Source organism: Lactobacillus sp. ESL0679, assembly GCF_029433515.1.
In the GTDB taxonomy this organism is placed as follows: domain Bacteria; phylum Bacillota; class Bacilli; order Lactobacillales; family Lactobacillaceae; genus Lactobacillus.
On the sequence record NZ_JAQTIG010000004.1, the window covers coordinates 209,736 to 230,730 of the forward strand.

Here is a 20,995-nt window from a genome sequence, read left to right on the forward strand (position 1 = left end):
AATGATCGAGTGGAAACAGCGTTCCGCTAAGGAGTTACCTTCTGAGTTAATTGAAAAATATCAACTTAGCCCAATAACGGCTAAGTTGTTTTCTTTGCGTGGCATTAATACTGATGAGCAGTTAAACTTTTGGTTTAATGCGACCGAGGAAGATTTGGCTGCGCCTAATTTAATGCATGACATGGATAAGGCAATCGATCGCATTACTAAGGCAATTGATCAGGGTGAAAAAATAACCATTTATGGCGATTACGACGCAGATGGGATTACTGCAACAACAATCATGATGGAGACACTGGAAATACTAGGTGCAGATGTGCATTACTTTATCCCCGATCGCTTTCGTGATGGTTATGGCCCCAATCTAGCGGCTTATCAAAAGCTTGTAGAAGATGGTACTCAGCTCATTATCACAGTCGATAATGGTGTAACCGGCGTTCAAGAAGTTGCTTATGCAAAAGAACATGGCGTTGACACAATAATTACAGACCACCATACTTTCCAGGAAGAAGTGCCTGATGCGTATGCAATTGTGCACTGTAATTATCCGGGCCAGCAATATCCGTTTGATGATTATTGTGGTGCTGGCGTTGCGTACACAATTTGCCGTGAATTGATGCAAGATCCAATGTCTGAACTATTAGAGCTTGCCATGATTGGTACTATTGGCGATATAGTCAAGGTATCTGGTGAAGGTCATATTATTGTTAAACGCGGGTTAGCAATGCTTAACCAAACGCAGCGTCCGGGCTTGCGGGCATTAATTAAAAACGCAGGCTTGAAGCTGGGGACAATTGATGAAACCGACGTTGGCTTCAATATTGCACCACGACTAAATGCTGTTGGCCGACTGGCTAATGCTAGTCTTGCTGTGGAGTTGCTGCTTTCCGATGATGAAGAACAAGCACAAAAATTAGCGAACCAAATTGAAGAACTCAATAATGAGCGCAAGGAATTGACAGCCGCAGTTTATCAATCATGCATTGAGCAGGTTAAGATTAACGGCTGGCAGACTAAGAATACTCTGGTAATTTATGATCCTGAATTTCACGAGGGTGTGCTTGGCTTAGTAGCCAATAAAGTTGTTGAGAAATTCCATAAACCAACGATTATTTTGACTAAAAATGAAGCGGGAATCATTAAGGGTTCAGGCCGCTCAATTCCAGGATTTAACTTATTTGACGCGTTGTCTCCTTTAAAAGAAAAATTGTTGACCAAATTTGGTGGGCATGATTTTGCTTGTGGCTTATCAACTACGGCTGATAAAATTGACGAGTTGCGGGATGCCTTTGAAGCTAGCTTTAAGGACACGCCAAATTTAGCAGTGAAGCAGTGTGACTTTGAATTACCATTAGTTAAGTTGTCGCCAGATACAGTGAACGAGATTAATCTTGCTGGGCCGTTTGGTACTGACAATGTTAAACCAACTTTTAGCATTACGCATGCAGCGATTAACAATTTTGACTTTATGGGCAAGGACAAGACGCATATCCGTTTTCAGGCGGTTAAAGATGCGGGCAAATTAGATGTTGTTGGCTTTAATAAGGAATACGTCACGCGTAATCTTTTACCATTCGTTGACCAAATTTTTATTCAGTTAGGGCTGAATACTTTTCGCAATCAAACCAAGCTGCAGGGTATCATCGAGGGCATTGTCTTTAAAGCTCCGAAGCTAGCCGTTCCAGCTCCAGTAGTTGACTTGCGACAAGAAAAATACGTGATGGGCTTTGCTGATCGTTATTTATTATTTGATGAAAAAAACCAGACGGTTGCTGTCAATAGTTTAGGAATAAATCCCGATAAAATTGCGCTAGTGCGTGATTATGAAGGCAATGGCGAGGTTGCCGCATTAATTGATATGCCCCATAATTTGCCTGAATTGAATCAGGCATTGACGAATAACTATCAGCAGTTATATTTGCGCTTTTTACTCGACCAATTACCAGTTGAAAGTATTCCAGCCAAGACAGATTTTGCGCGAGTTTTAAAATATGTTTATGCTCATTCAGATTTATCACCAGCAGATTATCGGCAAGTTGCACCATTTCTGGGATTAGACTATAATAGTTTGCTGTTTATTTTACGGGTTTTCTTTGAGCTTAACTTTGTTCAGTTGCAGAATAACCAGATTGTTGGGGTAACCAATCCTACTAAAAAGCCACTTTCAGCGTCTAAATATTTTACTGCGGTAACTTCTCAAATCACTTTTGCAAGCAGATTAAGACAAATGCCAACTAATAAATTATTAATGTATGTCAATCAGCAGCTAAAGAAGCACTGATACACGCTTTTTAGTGCTTTTTATGATTAAATCTGTTAGAATATGTAAGTTAAATTGTGCTTTGAAAGAGCAAATGAAGTTTTGGAGGTTTTTCTTCTTATGGAAAACATTTTTGAAGAACGGATTGCCAGTGTTAATGACTTTCCGAATAAGGGGATTGTCTTTCGGGATATTACCCCGATTTTGCAGGATGGCGAATTGTTTAGAGCAGCCACGCATAAGCTTGCAGAATACGCTAAGAGTAGAAAAGCAGATGTCATTGTTGGTCCTGAAGCTCGTGGATTTATTGTTGGCTGTCCCGTTGCAACTGAATTAGGTTTAGGCTTTGTTCCTGCAAGAAAGCCTCATAAGCTCCCAAGAGAAGTCGAGAGAGCTTCATATGATTTGGAATATGGTTCTAACAGCTTAGAAATGCATAAGGATGCAATTAAACCAGGACAACGAGTAGTTATCTGTGATGACTTACTTGCAACAGCTGGAACGTTGCGTGCCTGTAAGCAGTTAATTGAAAATTTAGGTGGTGTCTTAGTTGGAGCCGCATTTTATATTGAATTACCTGATTTAAAGGGTAAGGAAAAGTTACCAGGACTTGATATTTATTCACTTGTCCAATATCATGGTGCTTAATAGCAAAGCAGTTTTCTTTTGTAATTAAAGAAAACTGTTTTTTTATTAGTGTTGCAAAAACAAATATTTTTACATACCTGATTAGCGTCGGTATAATAGATCGTATGTTTTAAAAGGAGAAGTGAAAAAATTGCAATTAAGAAGAGCAACAATGACTGACTTTGATCAAATTATGGCAATTTTAAAAGATGGCGCTAAACAATTGGCAGAAAGTGGTGTCAATCAATGGCAGGGTGAATATCCATCGCCTGATCAGATTAAAGAAGATATTGAAAATGGTTGGGCATACCTAGCTGTTTCTGATGATGAGGAGACTGTTGGTGCAATTTCGATCGTTACACCGCCCGATCATTCATACGATAAATTAAATGGTGACTGGCTAGTGCAAACGGATAATTATGTGGTTATTCATCGAGTCGCAATTCATTCTAAGCACGCTGGTAATGGTTACGCCACTAAGCTGTTGCAAGCTGTCATTGAAAATATTCGGGATAATCACCCTGAAGTTGATTCAATTAGAATTGATACTCATGAAGATAACAAGGCAATGCAACACTTGATTGATAAAATGGGCTTTAGGCAAGTGGGAACTTTACATGGTGTTTACCGTGCTGATGAAACCTCATATGTTTATGAACTAGTCCGTTAAAGATGATACTCCTAAATTTTAGGAGTATTTTTTTGCAAAAAAATAGAGCTTTTTAACTAAAAAGCTCTATTTTAAAGTCATTATCTATTTTTCATAATTGGCTGATAGAATAAGTCAACTATTACAGCTGCCACGATTGCAATTGCAAAGGTAATTAACAGGTTAGTCCAACTAATCTTTGTCATTGCAATACCAAAGATAGCAAGGATAATTGTTAAAATTACATCAGCAATTTGGGTTAAACCAACGGCTTTCGATGGGTAATCCTGCCAGAAGAAGCGCTTGGTTCTAGTAATCAGCAGGATGAACATTGCACTCAATACAAGGTAGACATAAACCATCGTTGAAACTGTACCATGGCTAAAGCCGTGGGTATTTAGATAGCCAACTGCAATAATCCCAATTACTGTCCAGCCAAAAGCAAGTGAAAAGGCGATTTTGGCTAATTTAGCGATATTCCAGTTTTCTGGCTTATAAGTGATATGCGTGCGGTCGGTCCCAATCATCATGGTTACCATATTATTCATAATAGTATAGATAACCATTGCGTTTAACGCCATCGGAATATAATTGAAGAAGAGGTAACCAAATGTTAGCAGCATTGTCAATTGGGCTGTTCTTGCTAATTTAGTTAAAGACCACGTGGTCATTCTTTGGTAAACACGGTGACCAGCATCTAAAATCTTAACAATTGAACTCAAGCCATCAGTTAGTAAAACCATCTTTCCGGACCGTTTAGCAACGTCAGCAGCGTTAGATACGGCAATGCCGACTTCTGCTTGCTTCAATGCAGGTGAGTCATTAACGCCATCACCGGTCATACCCACAATATAGCCCTTCTTTTGGAAGAACTTAACCATGCGCAATTTATCTTCTGGTAAGACATCCGCAATTCCGGCCAACTGATTAATGTCGGTATTTTCGTTAAAATCATGGATTGAAATCACATCATCAGTTAAATCAACTTGTTTAGCAACTGCTAAAGCTGTCTTTTGATTGTCACCAGTTAACATGATTGGGCGAACACCGCGCTTTTTCAATTCGGCTAAGGCAGCCTTAGAATCTGACCGAACCTTATCTTGTAAAATAAAGACCCCAGCGAGTTGGTCATTGATTAGTAGGGCACAGGAACGTCCCGCACCAAAGTCGATTTCCTTTACCTTGTCATTAGCGGTTTTATCAATTAGAGAAAGCTGCTTAAATGAGCCTAGCTTAACGTTATAACCATCAACGTTAGCCATTGAGTACCCAGTACCAGAAGTGAAGGGGATAAAGTCATCACTTGTTTTAACCGGTAATCCTTGTTCAACAGCATACTCATCGATTGCGGCATCGATGATTTTTTTATTCCGTTGGTCAGTTGCAGCAGTAGCTAGTTCGAGCACCAACTTGTTGTCAAGTTGGCTGAAATTAGTCCATTGAGCAACTGCAGTCTTGTTTTCAGTGATCGTTCCTGTTTTATCTAATAAAATCAAGTTCAAATTGGCAGCATCTTGAATACCAGTTAAATCGGCAGTCAGAACACCGTCCTTGCTCAATCTAGTTGCTTCAAATGAGTTAGATAAGGCAAAAGTCGATGGCATTGCCACTGGAATTGAAGCAATGAACATCATTGCTAAAAATGGCAGCATGTTAACTAAATTCTTAATGTCGCCACCCTTAAAGAAGGAAGCAACAATGATAATTAGAGTTAGGAGACCGTCCAGTAAGCAAAGGTAATAAATAATCTTGGTTAATAGCTGCTGTAAATGTCCAGGAGCTGCAGAATTATTAATTAGGTTAATGGTCTTACCTGAACGAGAGTCTGACCCAGTAGCAGTTACAATTGCTAAGCCAGACCCTTCGACAACCGTTGTACCAGCAAAAGCTGCATCATTAACTTTCTTATGAACTGTTTTTGCTTCACCGGTAATTGAACTTTCATCGGTTGAAAGTTGGCCATCAACAAGTTTGACATCAGCTGCAAGCACGTCACCCGGCTGCAAATTAATCAGGTCACCAGGTACAAGATACTTGGAATCGATGTTTTGCCACTTATTGTCGCGTTGAACGGAAACAGTTGGTGTTAATTTGTGGGAAATATTATTTAGTACTCGACGTGAACGCTTCTTTTGTGTCGCACCATTCCATGCCGCAAATAGTAACATTAACAGTACAAATAATGATTGAATCCATTTTCCTAAAATACATTCCAAAAGCAGGGCTGCTTCCAGAATCCAAGCGGATAGGTTCCATAATTTAGATAAAAATTCTTTAAAAAAGTTAAATTGTGGTTCTGGAACCTCATTTAACCCTTTTTCTTTAAGAAGTTTATCTGCTTCAGCTTGACTTAAGCCGGTAATTTTTTCAGACATGATTTGCCTTCCTTTGATTAATTTATACTTTATCTAAATTAGCACAGTTACGTCTTTTTTTCTAGGAAATAAAAGCATAGCCGCTTGATAATATTAATGTTTATTTTAAAAATTAACTGAGAATAAATGTTTTTTAAGTAGGCAATGAGAACCAGAGAAGCTGAGCATAAATCCTTTTAGCTGAGTCCAGCTTATCTACGAACATCAATGATGAATGAATTAAGATCGCCGCGATACTTGGCAATTGAATATTCAATTGGCTTTTCGTCACTAGTAAGTCCTTGAGTGTGAAAATAAAAGATTGGCTTGTTATTTGGAATATTAAGTAGATTGGCCGTAGTTTCATCAGCTTCTAGAACTTCCAACTTTCTAATAACGTGCGTTACTTTTAAGTGGTATTTTTCCAAAGTGCTGTAAAGAGAATCCTTAACGAAGTTGTAGTTAATTAGCTCAGGCACTCTTTCTTCTGGAACATAAGTAGTAACTAAAACGATTGGCTTCTGATCAGCATAACGTAATCGTGTCAGCTTAAAAACTGGTGCATTCAACGGAATTTTTAAGTTCTCACTTACTTCAGAGTTAGCTTGTTGGACTTGAAAGTAAAGCAGGTTTGTCTTAGGGTAAATACCTTTTGTATTCATTTCTGTGCTGTAACTTTCAATTACATGCGTAAATTCCTGCTCGATTTTTGCTTGTCTAACGATCGTTCCGCGCTTGCGCCGGCGCTCTAAATAGCCTTTGTTGACTAGCTGAGAAATTGCTTGCCGCACGGTCGGCCGACTGACATGATAGTTTTCGGCAAGTTCTACTTCTCTAGGAATCAGTGTGTTTTGTTTGTAGACACCAGTTTGTATTTTCTTTAGTAGATCGTCTTCAATTAATTTATATTTAGGTTGTCCTGCTTTTGTCACACTATTGCCACCTTTTTTATGTAATTACAAGTTACTATAACACAAAAAAATCAATGCTTACCAATTCCAGTTGGTATTTTGCATTGATTTTTTTATCTTAAAATTTTTATTCTAAATATCTAGCGAAGTAATGTTGTCATCTTCAAAACGTTTCTTCAACGTCTCAATGATTTCCACGCCAGAGCTAGTCCCAATTCGCTGTGCACCTGCGGCAATCATTGCTAAAAAGTCATCGATGTTGCGAATACCACCAGCTGCCTTAACTTTGACATTAGGGTCAACATTTTCCTTCATTAACTTAACATCTTCAACTTTAGCACCAGCAGTTCCAAAGCCGGTCGAAGTCTTAACAAAGTCAGGTTCCACTTTTTTAGCAATTAGAGCTAATTGCTTAATTTCATCTTTGGTAAGAAAGCAGGTTTCAAAGATTACTTTGCACGGAATATTCTTTTCATGGCATGCAGCAACAATTTGCTTCATTTCGTCTTCAATGTAGTCCCAATCATGGTCACGTACTTTGGTTAAATTTACTACATAATCAATTTCGTTAGCACCATTTTCGATTGCATTTTTAGTATCAAAAACTTTTGAAGCCACAGTTGTTTGTCCTAAAGGGAAACTAATTGCTGCTCCAGTATCAATGTCTGTTCCCGCAAGTTGCTTAGCGCAATATTCTGATTGAACTTGATTAATTGCCACCATCTTAAAATGATACTTTTTTGCTTCGTCACAGAGTTTCTTCATATCTTCTTGAGTTGCATACGGATGTAAATTCGTATGGTCAATTAAGCGGGCAAAGTCATCAATTGTATATTTCATAATTATTTCTCCTTTATGTATTTACATAATAAATTATAATAACTAAAATCAAAAAGGTCAACAATAAATTAAATGCTTATAAAAATAGATATTGACTTAAAGATAGCGATTCTATATAATGACATTGTAAAAAATAATATGTAATTACCAAATGGAGATGAAGCTAGTGAAAGTTCTTTTGACATCACATGATTTCTTAACTCTTATTAGCTTAAACAAGAAATGTTAACTTAATACTATTCACAAATTGCAATTTTCGAGTGATTTTTATTGAAACTTTTTTAAAAAGTTTATTTTGATAATTAATGAATAATTTTAGTTCAAAAAATTGTGTTAGTATTGCCTATAAAGTTATTTTGGAAAAGGCTTTAATCAAAGTTATAGTAGGATTTTTAATCTCCCAAAGAGTGGAAAAAAACTAATTTTGAATTTAATAAAAACCTCTAGAAAAGTGAGGTTGCTTTAATGAATGCTGGGTGGTATATTCTCTATAAGAAGTGTGGGTGAAACAATGGCAAAAGATGAAACTGTTAAAAGTGAAATGATTTCTGATAGTGATTTTGAAACTGGTGAAAAACAAAACTTAATGCCTGCCGTAAAATTTAACAACGAAATAGCACAGTCAGAAATTATGAGAGAAGTAAATAAACTTCCAGAACTTGAAAGTAATTTATTTTTTCTAAGCGTTGCACAATTATATCAAGAACATAACCATATTGTGAAATTTGATAGTTCTCAGATTAAAGATGTCCTTAATTATCAGAAACATGTGACTAATAAATACTGGCTTAATAAGTTAACTAAAGGATTTGAAAGACTATTAAGCATCAAGCAAAAGATAACAAGAAAAAACATTCAAACTGGTCGTGAATCTACAACTGTTGTTAACTTGTTTAGAACAGCGACGGTTTATCATGATGACCTTAGTGTTGAAATTCAAGTATCTCCAGAATTCGAATACTTGTTTAATGATATATCTAACTGGACCAGATTTTCGCTTTATAAATATGTTGACATTCACTCGGTTTATTCCAAAAGATTATTTGTAAACTTAAAGCAGTATCGAGTTGTCGGACATAGAACTTATGGAATAGAAGAATTTAAGGAAGCTCTATCTATCCCTAAAAGCTATAAGCCAGGGAATATACAGCAAAAAGTGCTGGATGTTGTGTCCGAAGAAATGGCATCGGTCTTTTTTGACTTTAAGATAACTAAAAATTATCTTAAAGGCGTGCGGGGAAGGAAACTAGGTGGATATACATTCTCTTGGAGGCCTGAAAAAAATAGTCAAAGAGAAATTTACGCTAATGTTGAAATCCAAAAAACTTGGGCCTTATATTCAATAAGGTCTAGCAATTATTTGTCTACTAAGCAGAAATTTAGAGCAATTGATCGCTTACGTGGCCAACGCTTGGGAACTACTGAAAAAAATTATAAGAGGCATCATCCAACGACTTACTTTTTAGAACCGGAAGATGAAAACAGAGAAAAAAGATCAGTTTTTGTTAGAGGAAGTTTGGAAGCAATCAAGCATTATAAAGCAACTGAGTTAAGAACCCTAATTGAACTTTACGAGGATATGAATGAAAATGGTTTACTTTATACAGGCGATATTGAAGATTTAACTATTATGGAATATCGACTATTAATGATGAAGATTAAATCTGTTCAAAAAAAGCCAGAGAATGCCGAAAAAATAAATAATAATGATGGAACCTTAACTTCTGAAATTTTAGATTTTAATAATTTGGGACAAAAAGATCTATCAGAAGCTCGTTTAAAAGCAATTTGTAAAGAAGCTGTTAAACAACAATTTGGCAGAAAAAGAAGAAAAATAGATCATAGACTGTTGGAAGATAAAGAAGAATTTTGGGATGATAATAAGCAGTAGAACGAAGAAGGCCTTGTGCTAGTGAAGCGCAAGGCCTTTCCCATAGTTATGGCAGCTTTCCAAACCGTGTAATAATAATTTTTAACTTTTAAAAGTTGTCCGTGGCTTAATTCAAGACATATTCTAAGTTAAATAAATTTAGTCGATTATTTTTAATAAAATTATGAAAACTTATGCTGAAGCATAAGTTCGCTTAGTTAATGTTGTAGGGAAACATATATTTGCTCGAAAAAATGTACAGTTATAATTAGAAAGTTAAACTTATGAAGAATACAAAAGAAAAAATACTTTTATTGATAAAGCAAAATAATCAATCAGCGGATAAACATATTTCGACAGAAAATATTGCAGAAAAATTAAGTGTCAAACGGAATACAGTTAGTTATTATCTAAATCAGTTAGTTAATGAAAATAAAGTGATAAAAATTGACACGAGACCAGTAGTCTTTATAGATAAAGAAACTGCCCAAAAAAATGCTAAAGTCAAATTATCTAATGAATATAAAGACTTAGCTGCATTTAAAGAGACCCAAAAAGAGTTTGATGTATTTGAAAAGGTGATTGGTCATGCTCAATCTTTATCTGGACCAATTAAAAAGTTAAGAGCTGCTGCTTCTTATCCTGGACGCTTACCAATTTTAATAAATGGACCAACAGGAACAGGAAAAAGCTATTTAGCAGAAAAATTCTTTGAATATTGTCGGGAAGAGGGGGTTATTTCTTCCAAAGGAAGATTTGTTAGTTTTAATTGTGCTGAATATGCTGATAATCCTGAATTGTTAACTAGCACGCTTTTTGGGTATGTAAAAGGAGCTTTTACGGGCGCCGAAGAAGCACATGATGGACTGTTTGATAAAGCAAACAATGGGATGCTTTTTTTGGATGAGGTTCATAGACTTGACCCTAAAGGACAGGAAAAATTATTTTCTTATCTTGATACGGGTACAATTTCTGCGCTTGGGGATGCAGGAAAAAGTAAATCTGTTAACGTTCGCTTAATTTGTGCGACAACAGAAGACGTTAAAAGTTGTTTTTTAGCAACATTTATGCGAAGAATACCAGTTCAAATTACAATGCCAGCACTTAGAAATAGAACTGCTAGTGAAATTCGGTCACTTATTATTTATTTTTATCTTGAACATGCCAAAAAAATCAAGAAAAATATCCAAATTAGCAATCAAGTTTTTATAACCTTAAATAATACTAGCTATGATAATAATGTTGGACAGTTAAAAAATGATGTTTTATTATCTGTTGCCAGTGCATTAAGCAACAAAAACGATGTTTCAAATCAAGAAATTAAGGTTAAATTAACTGATTTACCACAAGATATTTTAGTATCAAGTATAAATAAAGTTGATCAAAGAGCGACCAGAAGTAGCAACAATATAGTCGTTACACCTGAAAATGATATTAGTGATTTTTTTGATGTTAATCAAAGATTAGACTACATAAAAAAGGCAATTATAAAGATCTTTACTCTGTATCAAGATGAATCATTTGAAAGTTTTAAAGTAAAAGCTATTGAAACAGTAAATAACTTATGTGATTATTTGATTTTTAAAAGAAAAGCTTTGAATGTTGGCGAATTACCTTTGGACTTAATTAAACAGCGCCTCAATCAAGAAGTAGGATACCTTCAGGATGATTTAAAGAATGATTTCAATGGTAATCTTATCGTTGCAATTGCATATTACTTTTATTTTCGACAAGAGAATCATTGGCAGCTTTCAATTGAAGAAGGAAAACTAGCTGACAAAATAATAAATGAAATGGTTGAAGTTACTTATACTGAGCCTGTTGTAGAAACTATTATAAGTGTCGTTAACAATAGTTTGAATTTGTATACTGATGAAGTAGACAAATTATTTTTAACAATTTATTTGAGCGGTGCACAAAGAAAAAAAGCCACTAATTTGGTTCATTGTATTCTTTTAGCTCATGGATATTCGACAGCAAGTAGTATTGCTGATACGGTAAATAAAATAGTAGGTAAACCGTTACTTGATTCGTTTGATATGCCGATTGATATTACGCCAACAAATATTGCCAACAAAGTGGCAAATTATATTCACGTCCGTGGAGTAACAACTGGACTGATCTTAATGGCAGATATGGGCTCGCTAGAAAAAATTCCTGAATTAATAAAAGCAGATGTTAGTTTCCCAATTGTGATTTTCAACAATGTTTCTACTCAGTTAGCCTTGTTTGTAGCGGAATCTATCAAAAAGCAAGAACCACTGCAAAAAATAGTTAAAAAGATGAATAATACAATTCATAATGATTATCGTATTATTTATCCAACAATGATCAAAGAAAATGTGATTATTGTTTGTTGTACTACAGGTGTTGGTACAGCTAGTAAAATTAAGAATATGATAGTTGAAAGTTTACCAGCTAAAAGAAATGTTACTGTTAAAGCATATTCATATGATTTACTAACAGCAGAAGATCAAGAGGATACACTTAAACAGAAATATAATATTTTGACAATTATTGGTACTGCCAATCCTAAATACACTAATGTACCATATATTTCTATTGATCAATTGGTCAATGGTTCAAAAATCACTTTACTTGAAAGTGCGTTAAAGAAAATTTTAAGTAAGAAAGAATTGTATGATTTTAATGATTCGATTCTACGAAATTTTACTATAGAACGTGTAATTAATTCTTTAACGATTTTGGATACTAAAGCTGTAATTAAGAACATAGATTTCTGTATTAAAAAGCTTAATAGCTATATGGAAATCAGATTATCTAATCAGACGGTTATGGCGCTTTATGTACATGTTAGTTGTATGATTGAAAGAATTATTCGTAATCAATCGTTGAACAATAATCCAATAAACTTTAAGGAAGATGAGAACAGTAAAAGACAAGTTGAATATATTCGTATTTCATTAAGTCAATTAGAGAAGATATACAATATCAAAATTCCATTGACAGAAATTAAGTACATCTATGAGCTGATTTTTAACACAGAAGAAAATATTTTTTCTGATGATGAATAAAAAGTTGACAGAAAAGGCACTAAAAAAGAATTTTCTGTCAAAAAGATAAAATTAGTCTAACTTAGATAAAGAAAAAATATCAAAAAAAGCAATAGCAACAAGCTATTGCTTTTTTTGACACAAAGTTGGCACGATTATTGCTGTATAGCTAGTGAGATAATAATTAGTAATTTTTTGAAAGGAAATCTTATTATGAGTATTGTATTGGCAAGAATTGATAATAGATTGTTACATGGAATTATTGTGACGCAATGGGCACCACAATCTGGTTCTAATAGAGTGATGGTAATTGATGATGAAACGGCTAATAACCCAGTAAGTAAGGCTACTATGAAAATGGCGAGACCAGCTGGAAATGCAATTTCTATTATTACAGAAGAAAAAGCCTTGACTAACTTTAAGAGTGGAAAATATGATCCAGAAAAATTGTTAATTTTAGCAAAAGAGCCAAAGATCTTTTTGGATTTAGTTAAAGCTGGGGTTTCTATTGACAAATTAATAATTGGTGGAACTACTGCTAGAGAAAATGGTATTCAGATTTCCAAACGTGCATTTGCAAATTCAGAAGAAGTGGAAGATTACAAAGCTTTAATAGATGCTGATGTGAGATTAGTTTCACAGTATGTTCCAGCTGATAAAGAAGTTGAAATAACGAAGAAATTTTTAGAAGGTCAAGGCGAAATTTAAAATGCATTTTACAATTTTACAAATTATTTTATTAACACTTTTAGCGTTTTTAAAACATGTTGATTACTATGGTATTCCGATGTTGTTTGTAAATTATCCTGTATTTTGGGGATTATTTACTGGTTTTGTCATGGGAGATGTAAAAACAGGTTTATTAGTTGGTGGGACTGTACAGCTAATGTCGTTAGGAGTTGCCGGCTTTGGTGGTTCATCGGTTCCTGATTATGGTACAACTGCAATTATTGCTACTGCTTTTGGTGCATCAATGGGCAAAAGTGCTGGCTTAGCTATTGGGCTACCTGTTGGTATGCTGGGTGTTCAGCTAGATGTTGTTGTTAAAATTTTGAATGGTTTTGTTGCTAAAAAAGCTAAAAGCTATGCTGACGCACGTGAATTTAAGAAAATGAGTGCAGTTACTTGGTTAGGGCCGTTGTTATTTGGTCTATCCGCTGCTATCCCTGTATTTATTTCTGTTACTTTGGGTCAATCAGCAGTTAATTTCATTTTGCAGAATATGCCAAAATGGTTCATGACTGGGTTAACAATTGCAGGTGAAATGTTACCAGCAGTTGGTATTGCAATGCTGCTTAATTATATGCCGACTGGCAAGTTAGTAAATTATTTATTAATTGGGTTTTTCCTAACTGCCTTTTTGAAAGTGCCTATCATTGGTGCGGCTATTATTGGGTTTGCCGCTGCATTTGCTGCATATAAGCAAGCAGAAAAAGAGGGGCAAAGAGTATCTACAAGTAGTGAAACTGCAGCTGGAATTGGAGAAGATGAATAATAATGTTTAAAAAACAAAAAGATAGTCAAACATATGGTCCAATAGTTACAAAAAAAGATCTTCATAAAGCAAATTATCGTTGGTTAATGAGTGTTGAAACTTTTAATTATGAAACTCAGCAGGGTGCATCTGTAGCTTATGCATTGTCACCAATTTTACGTAAGATATATAAAAATGATGATGATTATGTTGAAGCCTTGGACAATCATTTCCAGTATTACAATACACAACCTTGGCTTGCCGCAATTGTTTTAGGCGCTTGTGTCGCAATGGAAGAAAAACAAGGCTTAGCTGCTAAAAATGCTATCAACGATTTTAAAGTTGGTACAATGGGACCTTTGGCCGGGATTGGTGATTCTCTCTTAATGACAATGATCCCAACTATTATGGGTTCAATTGCTGCATATATGGCACTAGAGGGTAATCCGTTTGGAATTATACTTTGGGGTATTTTGATTGCAATTATTTTCTTCCTACGGATGCACTGTTTTGAATTTGGATATCGTCAAGGTTCTAAAGTGTTAGTGGAATATGGTGATAAAATAAATTATCTAACGGAAGCAGCCTCTGTATTAGGAATTACAGTCGTAGGTTCTTTAATTGGTTCAGTTATTTCGGTTACTTCACCGTTAAAATTTCAATTTGGTAAAGTATCAATGCCAATCCAACCAATGCTTGATAAGATTATGCCAGAATTAATTCCTGCTATTTTAGTATGGGTTGCTTATAAACTTTTAAAGTCAAAAAAGATGAGTATGACTTGGGTAATTTTATTATTTATTGTAATAGCAATGTTTGGTGCAGCATTTGGCTTCTTAAAGTAAGATAGGACTTAATATGAAAAAAATAATCGTTATTACTCATTACACATTGGCAAAAGGTTATCAAGAAACTCTTGCTGGATTAACTGGAAATGATAATATTGTTACTTCAATTTGCGCATATATGAATAATGAAGAAACACCAGAATTAAAAGAAAGCATTGCGAAGCAGTTAAATACAACAGATGAGTTTTATTTATTAACAGATTTGAGTTTTGGTAGTGTTAATCAAATTGTCAGTCAGTTTATAGCTGATAATATTCATGTAATTACAGGTATAAATTTACCTTTTGCCTTAGAACTAGCTCTGGCTGCTAAAAATAATTTGCCAATCAACTTAGAGCAAATGATTGATGAAGCTCGGAAGCAGTTACTACAAGTAGAAAAAATTTCAGAAACTGACAACCAGGATGATGAATAGATAGGAATAAAAATGAGTACATTAGACGATGTTTTACATTTTAAAAATGAAAAAAGTCGAACTATTTCGGCTGAAAATAAAACTGGAGTACCTGGTAAAGCAGCGATGTCAGCTGGAAAATTAGGGCCGAGTAGAAAAGGTTCAGCTGATATATCCTTAAATCAAGGGGAAACAGTGACTTTAGCTGATATTAAAGGGCCAGGAGAAATTAGACATATGTGGTTTACTGTGACTGATAAAACCACTAAAGGAAGCTTTGTTTTGCGTGACTTAGTGTTACGTATGTACTGGGATGATGAAAAAGAACCTTCTGTGGAAGTTCCTTTGGGTGATTTCTTTTGTAATGGTTTTGCTACACGCTGCCAAGTAAACTCAATTCCGATTGTTGTTAATCCAATTGGTGGTATGAATTGTTACTTTAAAATGCCGTTTAATAAGCATGCAAGAATTACAATTACTAATGAACATCCAGCATTTATTAAGCACTTTTTCTATACGGTAAATTACGTTGAAAAAGATGCCACAGAAGAAAATTTGCTTTACTTTCATGCCTTTTGGAATCGCGAAAATCCAGTTAAAAAGGGACAAGATTACACTTTAATTGATGGAATTAAAGGAAAAGGTTATTATGTTGGAACCTATATGGCTCTTTGTGCTTTAGAACGTTATTGGTGGGGGGAAGGTGAATTTAAATTCTTTATCGACAGTGATGAACAATATCCTACAGTAACTTCTACAGGAGCTGAAGATTATTTTGGAGGTGCATGGGCTTTTCAACAGCAGGAATATGGGCATTTACCAACTACTATAACTTATTCAACTCCATATCAAGGCTATCCTTTCCACTCAACGCAAGATCATACAAGAGATGTGTTTAGTGCTGGTAAGCCTGATCCAAATTCAGTTCATGCTTGTGGGAATGACGGGTTACCACAGCATGGACTGTATCGTTGGCATTTGCCAGATCCAATTGCCTTTAGTGAAAGTTTAAAAGTAACCTTTCAAGATATTGGTAATGATGATATTGGACTGTTTGAACGCTCAGATGATGTTTCAACGGTTGCATATTGGTATCAAACTGAACCTCATAGTAGTTTTCATAAATTCTTATCTAGAAGAGAACGCTTACCAAGATAAAATTAATTGAATTTATTGATAATGAAATTCAGATCTTACCAGATTGGGAACACGGAATTAAATACCTTAATTTTTATGGCTCAATAAAGAAATTTTTGTTGTAGATGAAAGGTTTGTATAAATTGATATGTTCAATTTATATGGACCTTTTATTTTTTTAAATAAATTAATATAGAAAAGTAAAATATTATAAATAATGAAAAGGAGTTAAGCAAATGATTTTAGGGTCAATTGAAGCTGGGGGAACGAAATTTGTGTGTGCGATTGGTAATGAGAATTATCAGATTAAAGATAAAATTACCATTCCTACAACCACGCCTGAAGAAACACTAAGAAAAACGGCGGATTATTTTAAAAAATTTGCTGTTGACGCAATTGGAATTGCTTCGTTTGGTCCAATTGAAGTACGCGCAACAGCGCCTAACTACGGGTTTATTACCGATACACCAAAAGCAGGTTGGCAAAATACAGATTTTGTTGGCTATTTAAAGTCTAAAATTAATGTACCGATGTTCTTTACAACTGATGTTAATGGCTCGGCCTATGGAGAATATGTGATGTCATTGTTAAGTAATGAAAACATTGACAGCCTAGTTTATTACACGATTGGTACTGGTGTAGGTGGTGGTGCCATTATTGATGGCAAGCTTGTTGGTGCTCAAGGACATCCGGAAATGGGACATGTTTTACTCAAGAGACACCCAGATGACCTCAATTTTACTGGTGTTTGTCCATTTCACGAAGATGTCTTGAGGGTTTAGTTTCAGGGCCAACATTTGAAGCTCGCTTAAATAAACCTGGTAAGGAAGTACCTTTATCTGATTCGACTTGGGACATCATGAGCTATTATGTGGCACAAGCAGCTGTGCAAGTTACATTAATTTTGCGACCGGATAAAATTGTTTTTGGCGGTGGTGTAACTAGTGAAGAATTTTTACAAAAGGTGCGCCGTGATTTTGCTAAAATATTGAACAATTATGTTCATGTTCCTGCACTTGAACAATATATTACTCTACCGGAAATCCAAGATAATGGTTCAGCTACCGTGGGTGATTTTGCTTTAGCAAAGAGATTATTGAAGGAATAACTATTAGCTTTTAATGTAGCAGAAATCAATAATTAATAGTAAAGAAAAGCCCTTGCGCTAATATAGCGCAGGCCTTTCTCATAGTTACGGAAACGTTCCGAATTGTGTAATAATAATTTCAAACTTTTAAAGTCTGACTTTTAGCTTAATCCAGGACGAAATCTAAGTCAAATAAGTTAAGTCGTTTGTTTTACCAGACGTAGAACCAGCAGAAGATGGTTAAAGCTAGTACTTTAAGGACTAAAAGGGCAAAAAAATAGATCAAGTTTTTCAAATAAGAAATTTCTTGGTCTATATTTTTTTGCCTGAGACATTCATTTTGACCAGACACTTTGTTAGGATATAGGAAAACATTTTGCTGAAATTATTCTATGCAAGGAAAATTAACATAGAAATTAATATATAAATAATTTATTTAATTATATAAAGGATAATTATAGTTTTCCTACGAATTCATTATAGCATTTTAGCAAACTAAAAAAAGCAAAATGTTATTTTATTTTTTACATTATAACTAGATTATTAAGCGCTTAAAATAAAAAAGCTGATATATAAAATAAATTTTGCTGTATTAAGATATTTAAAAGATTACTTCTGTATGACTAATGTGATTTAGGCAGGCCTAGTTAAAGTAATTAATGTAACAAAAACAGTTGAATATTTATTCATTTGTCTTAAACAGTTGGGCAAGTTAAAATGATTCACGGACATTTTTTCGCTAGAAAACTAAGGACACACTTACTCTTTTCCTGAAAACAATTTTTTGACAAATCTGTTTTCTAGCTCAGAAGTGTCTGGGAAAAAACTAGCTTCTTAGACAAAAAAATATAGACCAAGAATTTCCTGTTGGGAAAACTTGATCTATTTTTTGGTCCTTTTAGTCCTAAAAGTCTTACTTTTGGCCCGCTTCTGCTCCAATATTTACTTAAGTTCATCATCATGAACATCAGGCCAACATCAGTTTCAACCTTTTTCTTGCCTCGTAAGTGTGCGCGGCGCATACCAAATACACTCTTCATATGCCCAAAAACTGGCTCGACGTCTGACTTTCTACAGCCATAGATGCGCCTGCCTTCATCACTTTGAAGAGTTTGTTTTGCTTTTTCTTTTAAATATTGCCAGCTGGGATTATATTGGATCTGTCTTTGCCGGCCGCTCTTAGTTTTAGCTAGTTCAGTTAATTCAGCTGTTAATTGAAACTCATCTGCCTCGTAAATTTTAAGATCAGAAACTAAACCTGTGCTCTTATTCTTTCGTTTACTGTATTTTTTGAAGTTGAAACGCACACCTTGCCAGTCAAGGTAATAATCATCTTGTTCGTTATAAGTCCAATTTACTAGCTTAGTAGGATCCTTTTGATATTTCCTGGTTTGTTCTTTTTCATATCGACCGTAGGGAATAAAGTAATCCTTATCTTCATACTTATTTTCAAGCAGAGAATAATTGTACTCACTGCCATAGCCAGCATCAGCGACAATATTCTTGAATTTATCTAAAACTGTCATCTGCTCTAAGAAGGGTGCTAAAGTTTTAAAGTCAGTTGGATTAGGGTAAAGTGCATAGTCTACTACATATTGATCCGTAGTGGCGGCTTGGATATTATAGCCGGGTTTGAGCTGGCCATTCTTCATGTGATCTTCCTTCATATGCATAAAAGTCGCATCATGGTCAGTCTTCCGCTCACCAAATATTTTGATTGCTTGTTCATACTTTTCTGCCCTGGGGATAAAGTCATTACGCAATTTATGCAGTACCTTTTTAAGACCACGTCTTTTACGCTTTTTAGCTGAACCTCCAGGTATTACTTTAGGTTCAGCTACGATTGCCTGATCTAATTGTTTGATAGCCGTTTCTGTTTGGTCAGCGATCATTGCCAAGCCTTGACTAGTTTGCGCCTCTTCCTCAGTGATTGCCTGGATTACTTCTTTTTGGATTAGTTCATCATAGAGTTCAATGGCACTAATCTTTAATTTAGCATGATACTTTTCAACGGCTCTTTTCCAAACAAAAGTATACTTATTGGCATCAGCCTCAATTTTAGTGCCATCAATAAAGATAGCGTCCTCCCTAACTAATCCCTCTGCTTGCAAGAGATTAGTGAAATAGACAAAAGCTTGCTTGATCAGCCGATTAGCATGTTTACTGGATCTAAAGTTATTGATCGTATGGTATGAAATATGTCTGCCACCAGCAATGACCATCATTGGCAGATTTTCTTCCAGCATTCTTTCAATCTTTCTGCCAGAGAAAACACGCCTAGAATAAGCAAAAAGCAGTATCTTAAGCATCATTGCCGGATGATAAGCAGGTCGACCGGTAGTTGATTTAGTTTCTAACATCACATCATCAGGAATAGAATCGACAAAATCGCTAATAACCTGGGCAAGATGATTTTTAGGGATAGAAAAGTCTAAATTGAGTGTTAAAGCAGTTTGACCTGTGATATAATTTTGATACATGAAAAGCCCACCTTTTTTGTTTTTTGTGATGAATTAATAATATCAGGGCTGGACTGGAATGTATATAAAAATCCGTTAGAACACAAAAGTTCTAACGGATTTTTTGTTTAATGCCGAGTTTTTCCCAGACACTTCTTGATTGCCAATTTTTAGTTTTTTCTTTAAAAATACCAGAAACCATCTAAGTTATAACTTATAGTAGAGGTAAAATAATAAATTATTCATTCAATTCAAAAGAATTGATAAAAGAATTAGCAAATGATATTGCAGAAAAAGGTGATTTTGTGCTTTGGGCATATTGGATTTTGATGGACAACAAGCAAGAAATTTATGTTGACTATTATTATCTAGATGATCCGGACTTAGAAAAAAGACCGGTTAGCCAAAAGCTTGCTAAATATGTTGAAGATGTACCTGCAGAATACAAAACGGTAGCTGATTTCGACAAAAAGATGAGCGTCAACTATCCTGAATTTTTCAGAAAAATGATGATGGCTAGTGATTTGCTGCAATTATTCAAGCAAGAAAACGAAACAATATAACTATGCTAAATGTGAAAAGGAAAAAACATGGCCACGGTAAGATTTAAAAAAAGTGATATTAAGAAGTGGACAGCAAAGGCGATTCAAATTAAGCTGCCAAATGTAAAAGGACAAGGTAAGCTTACAGCATGGTTACCATTAAAATTAGTTCATAAAAGTCATAAAGTACCTGTCTATTTCGTTACTATTAGTGATGATTTTACTTTTTGGTCTAATGCGAAGAAATCAGGAAAGATAAAGGCAGCTGAATTAGCACAATGGTTCAAGTAAATACTTTTCTGATGCTTATGCGATAATCGTGTTCTTAATGGTCGAAAAGGTCAGTAGCTTTTTAAACGAGGGTAATTGGGATGGCTCTCAAAATATATAATTTATGAGGGTTATTCGGACATAGATAAATCCAAATCAGATAAAAGGGGCTTAGAATTTAAATGGCTCTTTGTCAAATTCTGTTGATGAAGATAAATAATGAATTAGATGCACTTTAAGCAGTAATGCTTAAAGTGTT

General features: G+C 34.8%; 16 protein-coding genes and 1 pseudogene. 13 read left to right on the forward strand and 4 right to left on the reverse strand.

Annotation, left to right across the window (positions count from 1 at the left end):
• Window positions 1–4 precede the first annotated feature (4 nt).
• The 3 genes from recJ to PT287_RS06790 all read left to right on the forward strand — a co-directional run bounded on the left by recJ (window position 5) and on the right by PT287_RS06790 (window position 3,557).
• The gene (recJ, locus tag PT287_RS06780) at window positions 5–2,281 is read left to right on the forward strand and encodes a single-stranded-DNA-specific exonuclease RecJ (RefSeq protein ID WP_277133716.1); all 2,277 of its coding nucleotides are present in this window, start codon (window positions 5–7) and stop codon (window positions 2,279–2,281) included.
• Window positions 2,282–2,380: 99 nt separating this feature from the next.
• Window positions 2,381–2,908, forward strand: coding sequence for an adenine phosphoribosyltransferase (locus tag PT287_RS06785; RefSeq protein WP_277133689.1), 528 nt, complete (start codon window positions 2,381–2,383; stop codon window positions 2,906–2,908).
• 130 nt (window positions 2,909–3,038) lie between these two features.
• The gene (locus PT287_RS06790) at window positions 3,039–3,557 is read left to right on the forward strand and encodes a GNAT family N-acetyltransferase (RefSeq protein ID WP_277133691.1); all 519 of its coding nucleotides are present in this window, start codon (window positions 3,039–3,041) and stop codon (window positions 3,555–3,557) included.
• A gap of 80 nt (window positions 3,558–3,637) precedes the next feature.
• Here PT287_RS06790 and PT287_RS06795 read toward each other — a convergent pair whose 3' ends face one another.
• The 3 genes from PT287_RS06795 to deoC all read right to left on the reverse strand — a co-directional run bounded on the left by PT287_RS06795 (window position 3,638) and on the right by deoC (window position 7,641).
• On the reverse strand, window positions 3,638–5,911 hold the full coding sequence (locus PT287_RS06795) for an HAD-IC family P-type ATPase (RefSeq protein ID WP_277133693.1): 2,274 nt from the start codon (window positions 5,909–5,911) through the stop codon (window positions 3,638–3,640).
• A gap of 191 nt (window positions 5,912–6,102) precedes the next feature.
• On the reverse strand, window positions 6,103–6,822 hold the full coding sequence (locus PT287_RS06800; protein ID WP_277133694.1) for a GntR family transcriptional regulator: 720 nt from the start codon (window positions 6,820–6,822) through the stop codon (window positions 6,103–6,105).
• 111 nt (window positions 6,823–6,933) lie between these two features.
• On the reverse strand, window positions 6,934–7,641 hold the full coding sequence (gene deoC / locus PT287_RS06805) for a deoxyribose-phosphate aldolase (protein ID WP_277133696.1): 708 nt from the start codon (window positions 7,639–7,641) through the stop codon (window positions 6,934–6,936).
• Between the two features lie 511 nt (window positions 7,642–8,152).
• Between deoC and PT287_RS06810 the strand changes: the two genes are divergently transcribed.
• The 8 genes and pseudogenes from PT287_RS06810 (at window position 8,153) to scrK (ending at window position 17,486) form a co-directional block, all read left to right on the forward strand.
• Window positions 8,153–9,532, forward strand: coding sequence for a replication initiation protein (locus PT287_RS06810; protein ID WP_277133698.1), 1,380 nt, complete (start codon window positions 8,153–8,155; stop codon window positions 9,530–9,532).
• A gap of 263 nt (window positions 9,533–9,795) precedes the next feature.
• Complete coding sequence (locus PT287_RS06815) at window positions 9,796–12,546, forward strand: sigma 54-interacting transcriptional regulator (RefSeq protein ID WP_277133700.1); 2,751 nt, start codon at window positions 9,796–9,798, stop codon at window positions 12,544–12,546.
• A gap of 192 nt (window positions 12,547–12,738) precedes the next feature.
• On the forward strand, window positions 12,739–13,233 hold the full coding sequence (locus PT287_RS06820; protein ID WP_277133702.1) for a PTS sugar transporter subunit IIB: 495 nt from the start codon (window positions 12,739–12,741) through the stop codon (window positions 13,231–13,233).
• A 1-nt stretch (window position 13,234) separates the two neighbouring features.
• Entirely contained in the window at window positions 13,235–14,020 is a 786-nt protein-coding gene (locus PT287_RS06825; protein WP_277133704.1) for a PTS sugar transporter subunit IIC, read from the forward strand.
• A 2-nt stretch (window positions 14,021–14,022) separates the two neighbouring features.
• Window positions 14,023–14,844 carry a PTS system mannose/fructose/sorbose family transporter subunit IID gene (locus PT287_RS06830; protein ID WP_277133705.1) on the forward strand — a complete coding sequence of 274 codons (822 nt, stop codon included), beginning with the start codon at window positions 14,023–14,025 and terminating at the stop codon, window positions 14,842–14,844.
• 13 nt (window positions 14,845–14,857) lie between these two features.
• Window positions 14,858–15,262, forward strand: a complete 405-nt coding sequence (locus tag PT287_RS06835) for a hypothetical protein (protein ID WP_277133706.1) — start codon at window positions 14,858–14,860, stop codon at window positions 15,260–15,262.
• A gap of 12 nt (window positions 15,263–15,274) precedes the next feature.
• Window positions 15,275–16,399, forward strand: coding sequence for a glycoside hydrolase family 172 protein (locus PT287_RS06840; protein WP_277133707.1), 1,125 nt, complete (start codon window positions 15,275–15,277; stop codon window positions 16,397–16,399).
• Window positions 16,400–16,614: 215 nt separating this feature from the next.
• Window positions 16,615–17,486, forward strand: a pseudogene (scrK, locus tag PT287_RS06845) (fructokinase ScrK).
• A 779-nt stretch (window positions 17,487–18,265) separates the two neighbouring features.
• Here scrK and PT287_RS06850 read toward each other — a convergent pair.
• Complete coding sequence (locus tag PT287_RS06850; RefSeq protein WP_277133709.1) at window positions 18,266–19,945, reverse strand: IS1182 family transposase; 1,680 nt, start codon at window positions 19,943–19,945, stop codon at window positions 18,266–18,268.
• 239 nt (window positions 19,946–20,184) lie between these two features.
• Between PT287_RS06850 and PT287_RS06855 the strand changes: the two genes are divergently transcribed.
• Both PT287_RS06855 and PT287_RS06860 read left to right on the forward strand, forming a co-directional pair.
• Entirely contained in the window at window positions 20,185–20,487 is a 303-nt protein-coding gene (locus tag PT287_RS06855; RefSeq protein ID WP_277133711.1) for a hypothetical protein, read from the forward strand.
• A gap of 27 nt (window positions 20,488–20,514) precedes the next feature.
• The gene (locus PT287_RS06860; RefSeq protein ID WP_277133712.1) at window positions 20,515–20,757 is read left to right on the forward strand and encodes a hypothetical protein; all 243 of its coding nucleotides are present in this window, start codon (window positions 20,515–20,517) and stop codon (window positions 20,755–20,757) included.
• Window positions 20,758–20,995: the final 238 nt, after the last annotated feature.

Bases quoted from the DNA above. Each gene is read 5' to 3' on its own strand.
- PT287_RS06785 (WP_277133689.1), top strand. From the start codon at position 2,381: ATGGAAAACATTTTTGAAGAACGGATTGCCAGTGTTAATGACTTTCCG.
- PT287_RS06795 (WP_277133693.1), bottom strand. From the start codon at position 5,911: ATGTCTGAAAAAATTACCGGCTTAAGTCAAGCTGAAGCAGATAAACTT.
- deoC (WP_277133696.1), bottom strand. From the start codon at position 7,641: ATGAAATATACAATTGATGACTTTGCCCGCTTAATTGACCATACGAAT.
- PT287_RS06810 (WP_277133698.1), top strand. From the start codon at position 8,153: ATGGCAAAAGATGAAACTGTTAAAAGTGAAATGATTTCTGATAGTGAT.
- PT287_RS06815 (WP_277133700.1), top strand. From the start codon at position 9,796: ATGAAGAATACAAAAGAAAAAATACTTTTATTGATAAAGCAAAATAAT.
- PT287_RS06820 (WP_277133702.1), top strand. From the start codon at position 12,739: ATGAGTATTGTATTGGCAAGAATTGATAATAGATTGTTACATGGAATT.
- PT287_RS06825 (WP_277133704.1), top strand. From the start codon at position 13,235: ATGCATTTTACAATTTTACAAATTATTTTATTAACACTTTTAGCGTTT.
- PT287_RS06830 (WP_277133705.1), top strand. From the start codon at position 14,023: ATGTTTAAAAAACAAAAAGATAGTCAAACATATGGTCCAATAGTTACA.
- PT287_RS06835 (WP_277133706.1), top strand. From the start codon at position 14,858: ATGAAAAAAATAATCGTTATTACTCATTACACATTGGCAAAAGGTTAT.
- PT287_RS06840 (WP_277133707.1), top strand. From the start codon at position 15,275: ATGAGTACATTAGACGATGTTTTACATTTTAAAAATGAAAAAAGTCGA.
- PT287_RS06850 (WP_277133709.1), bottom strand. From the start codon at position 19,945: ATGTATCAAAATTATATCACAGGTCAAACTGCTTTAACACTCAATTTA.
- PT287_RS06860 (WP_277133712.1), top strand. From the start codon at position 20,515: ATGGCCACGGTAAGATTTAAAAAAAGTGATATTAAGAAGTGGACAGCA.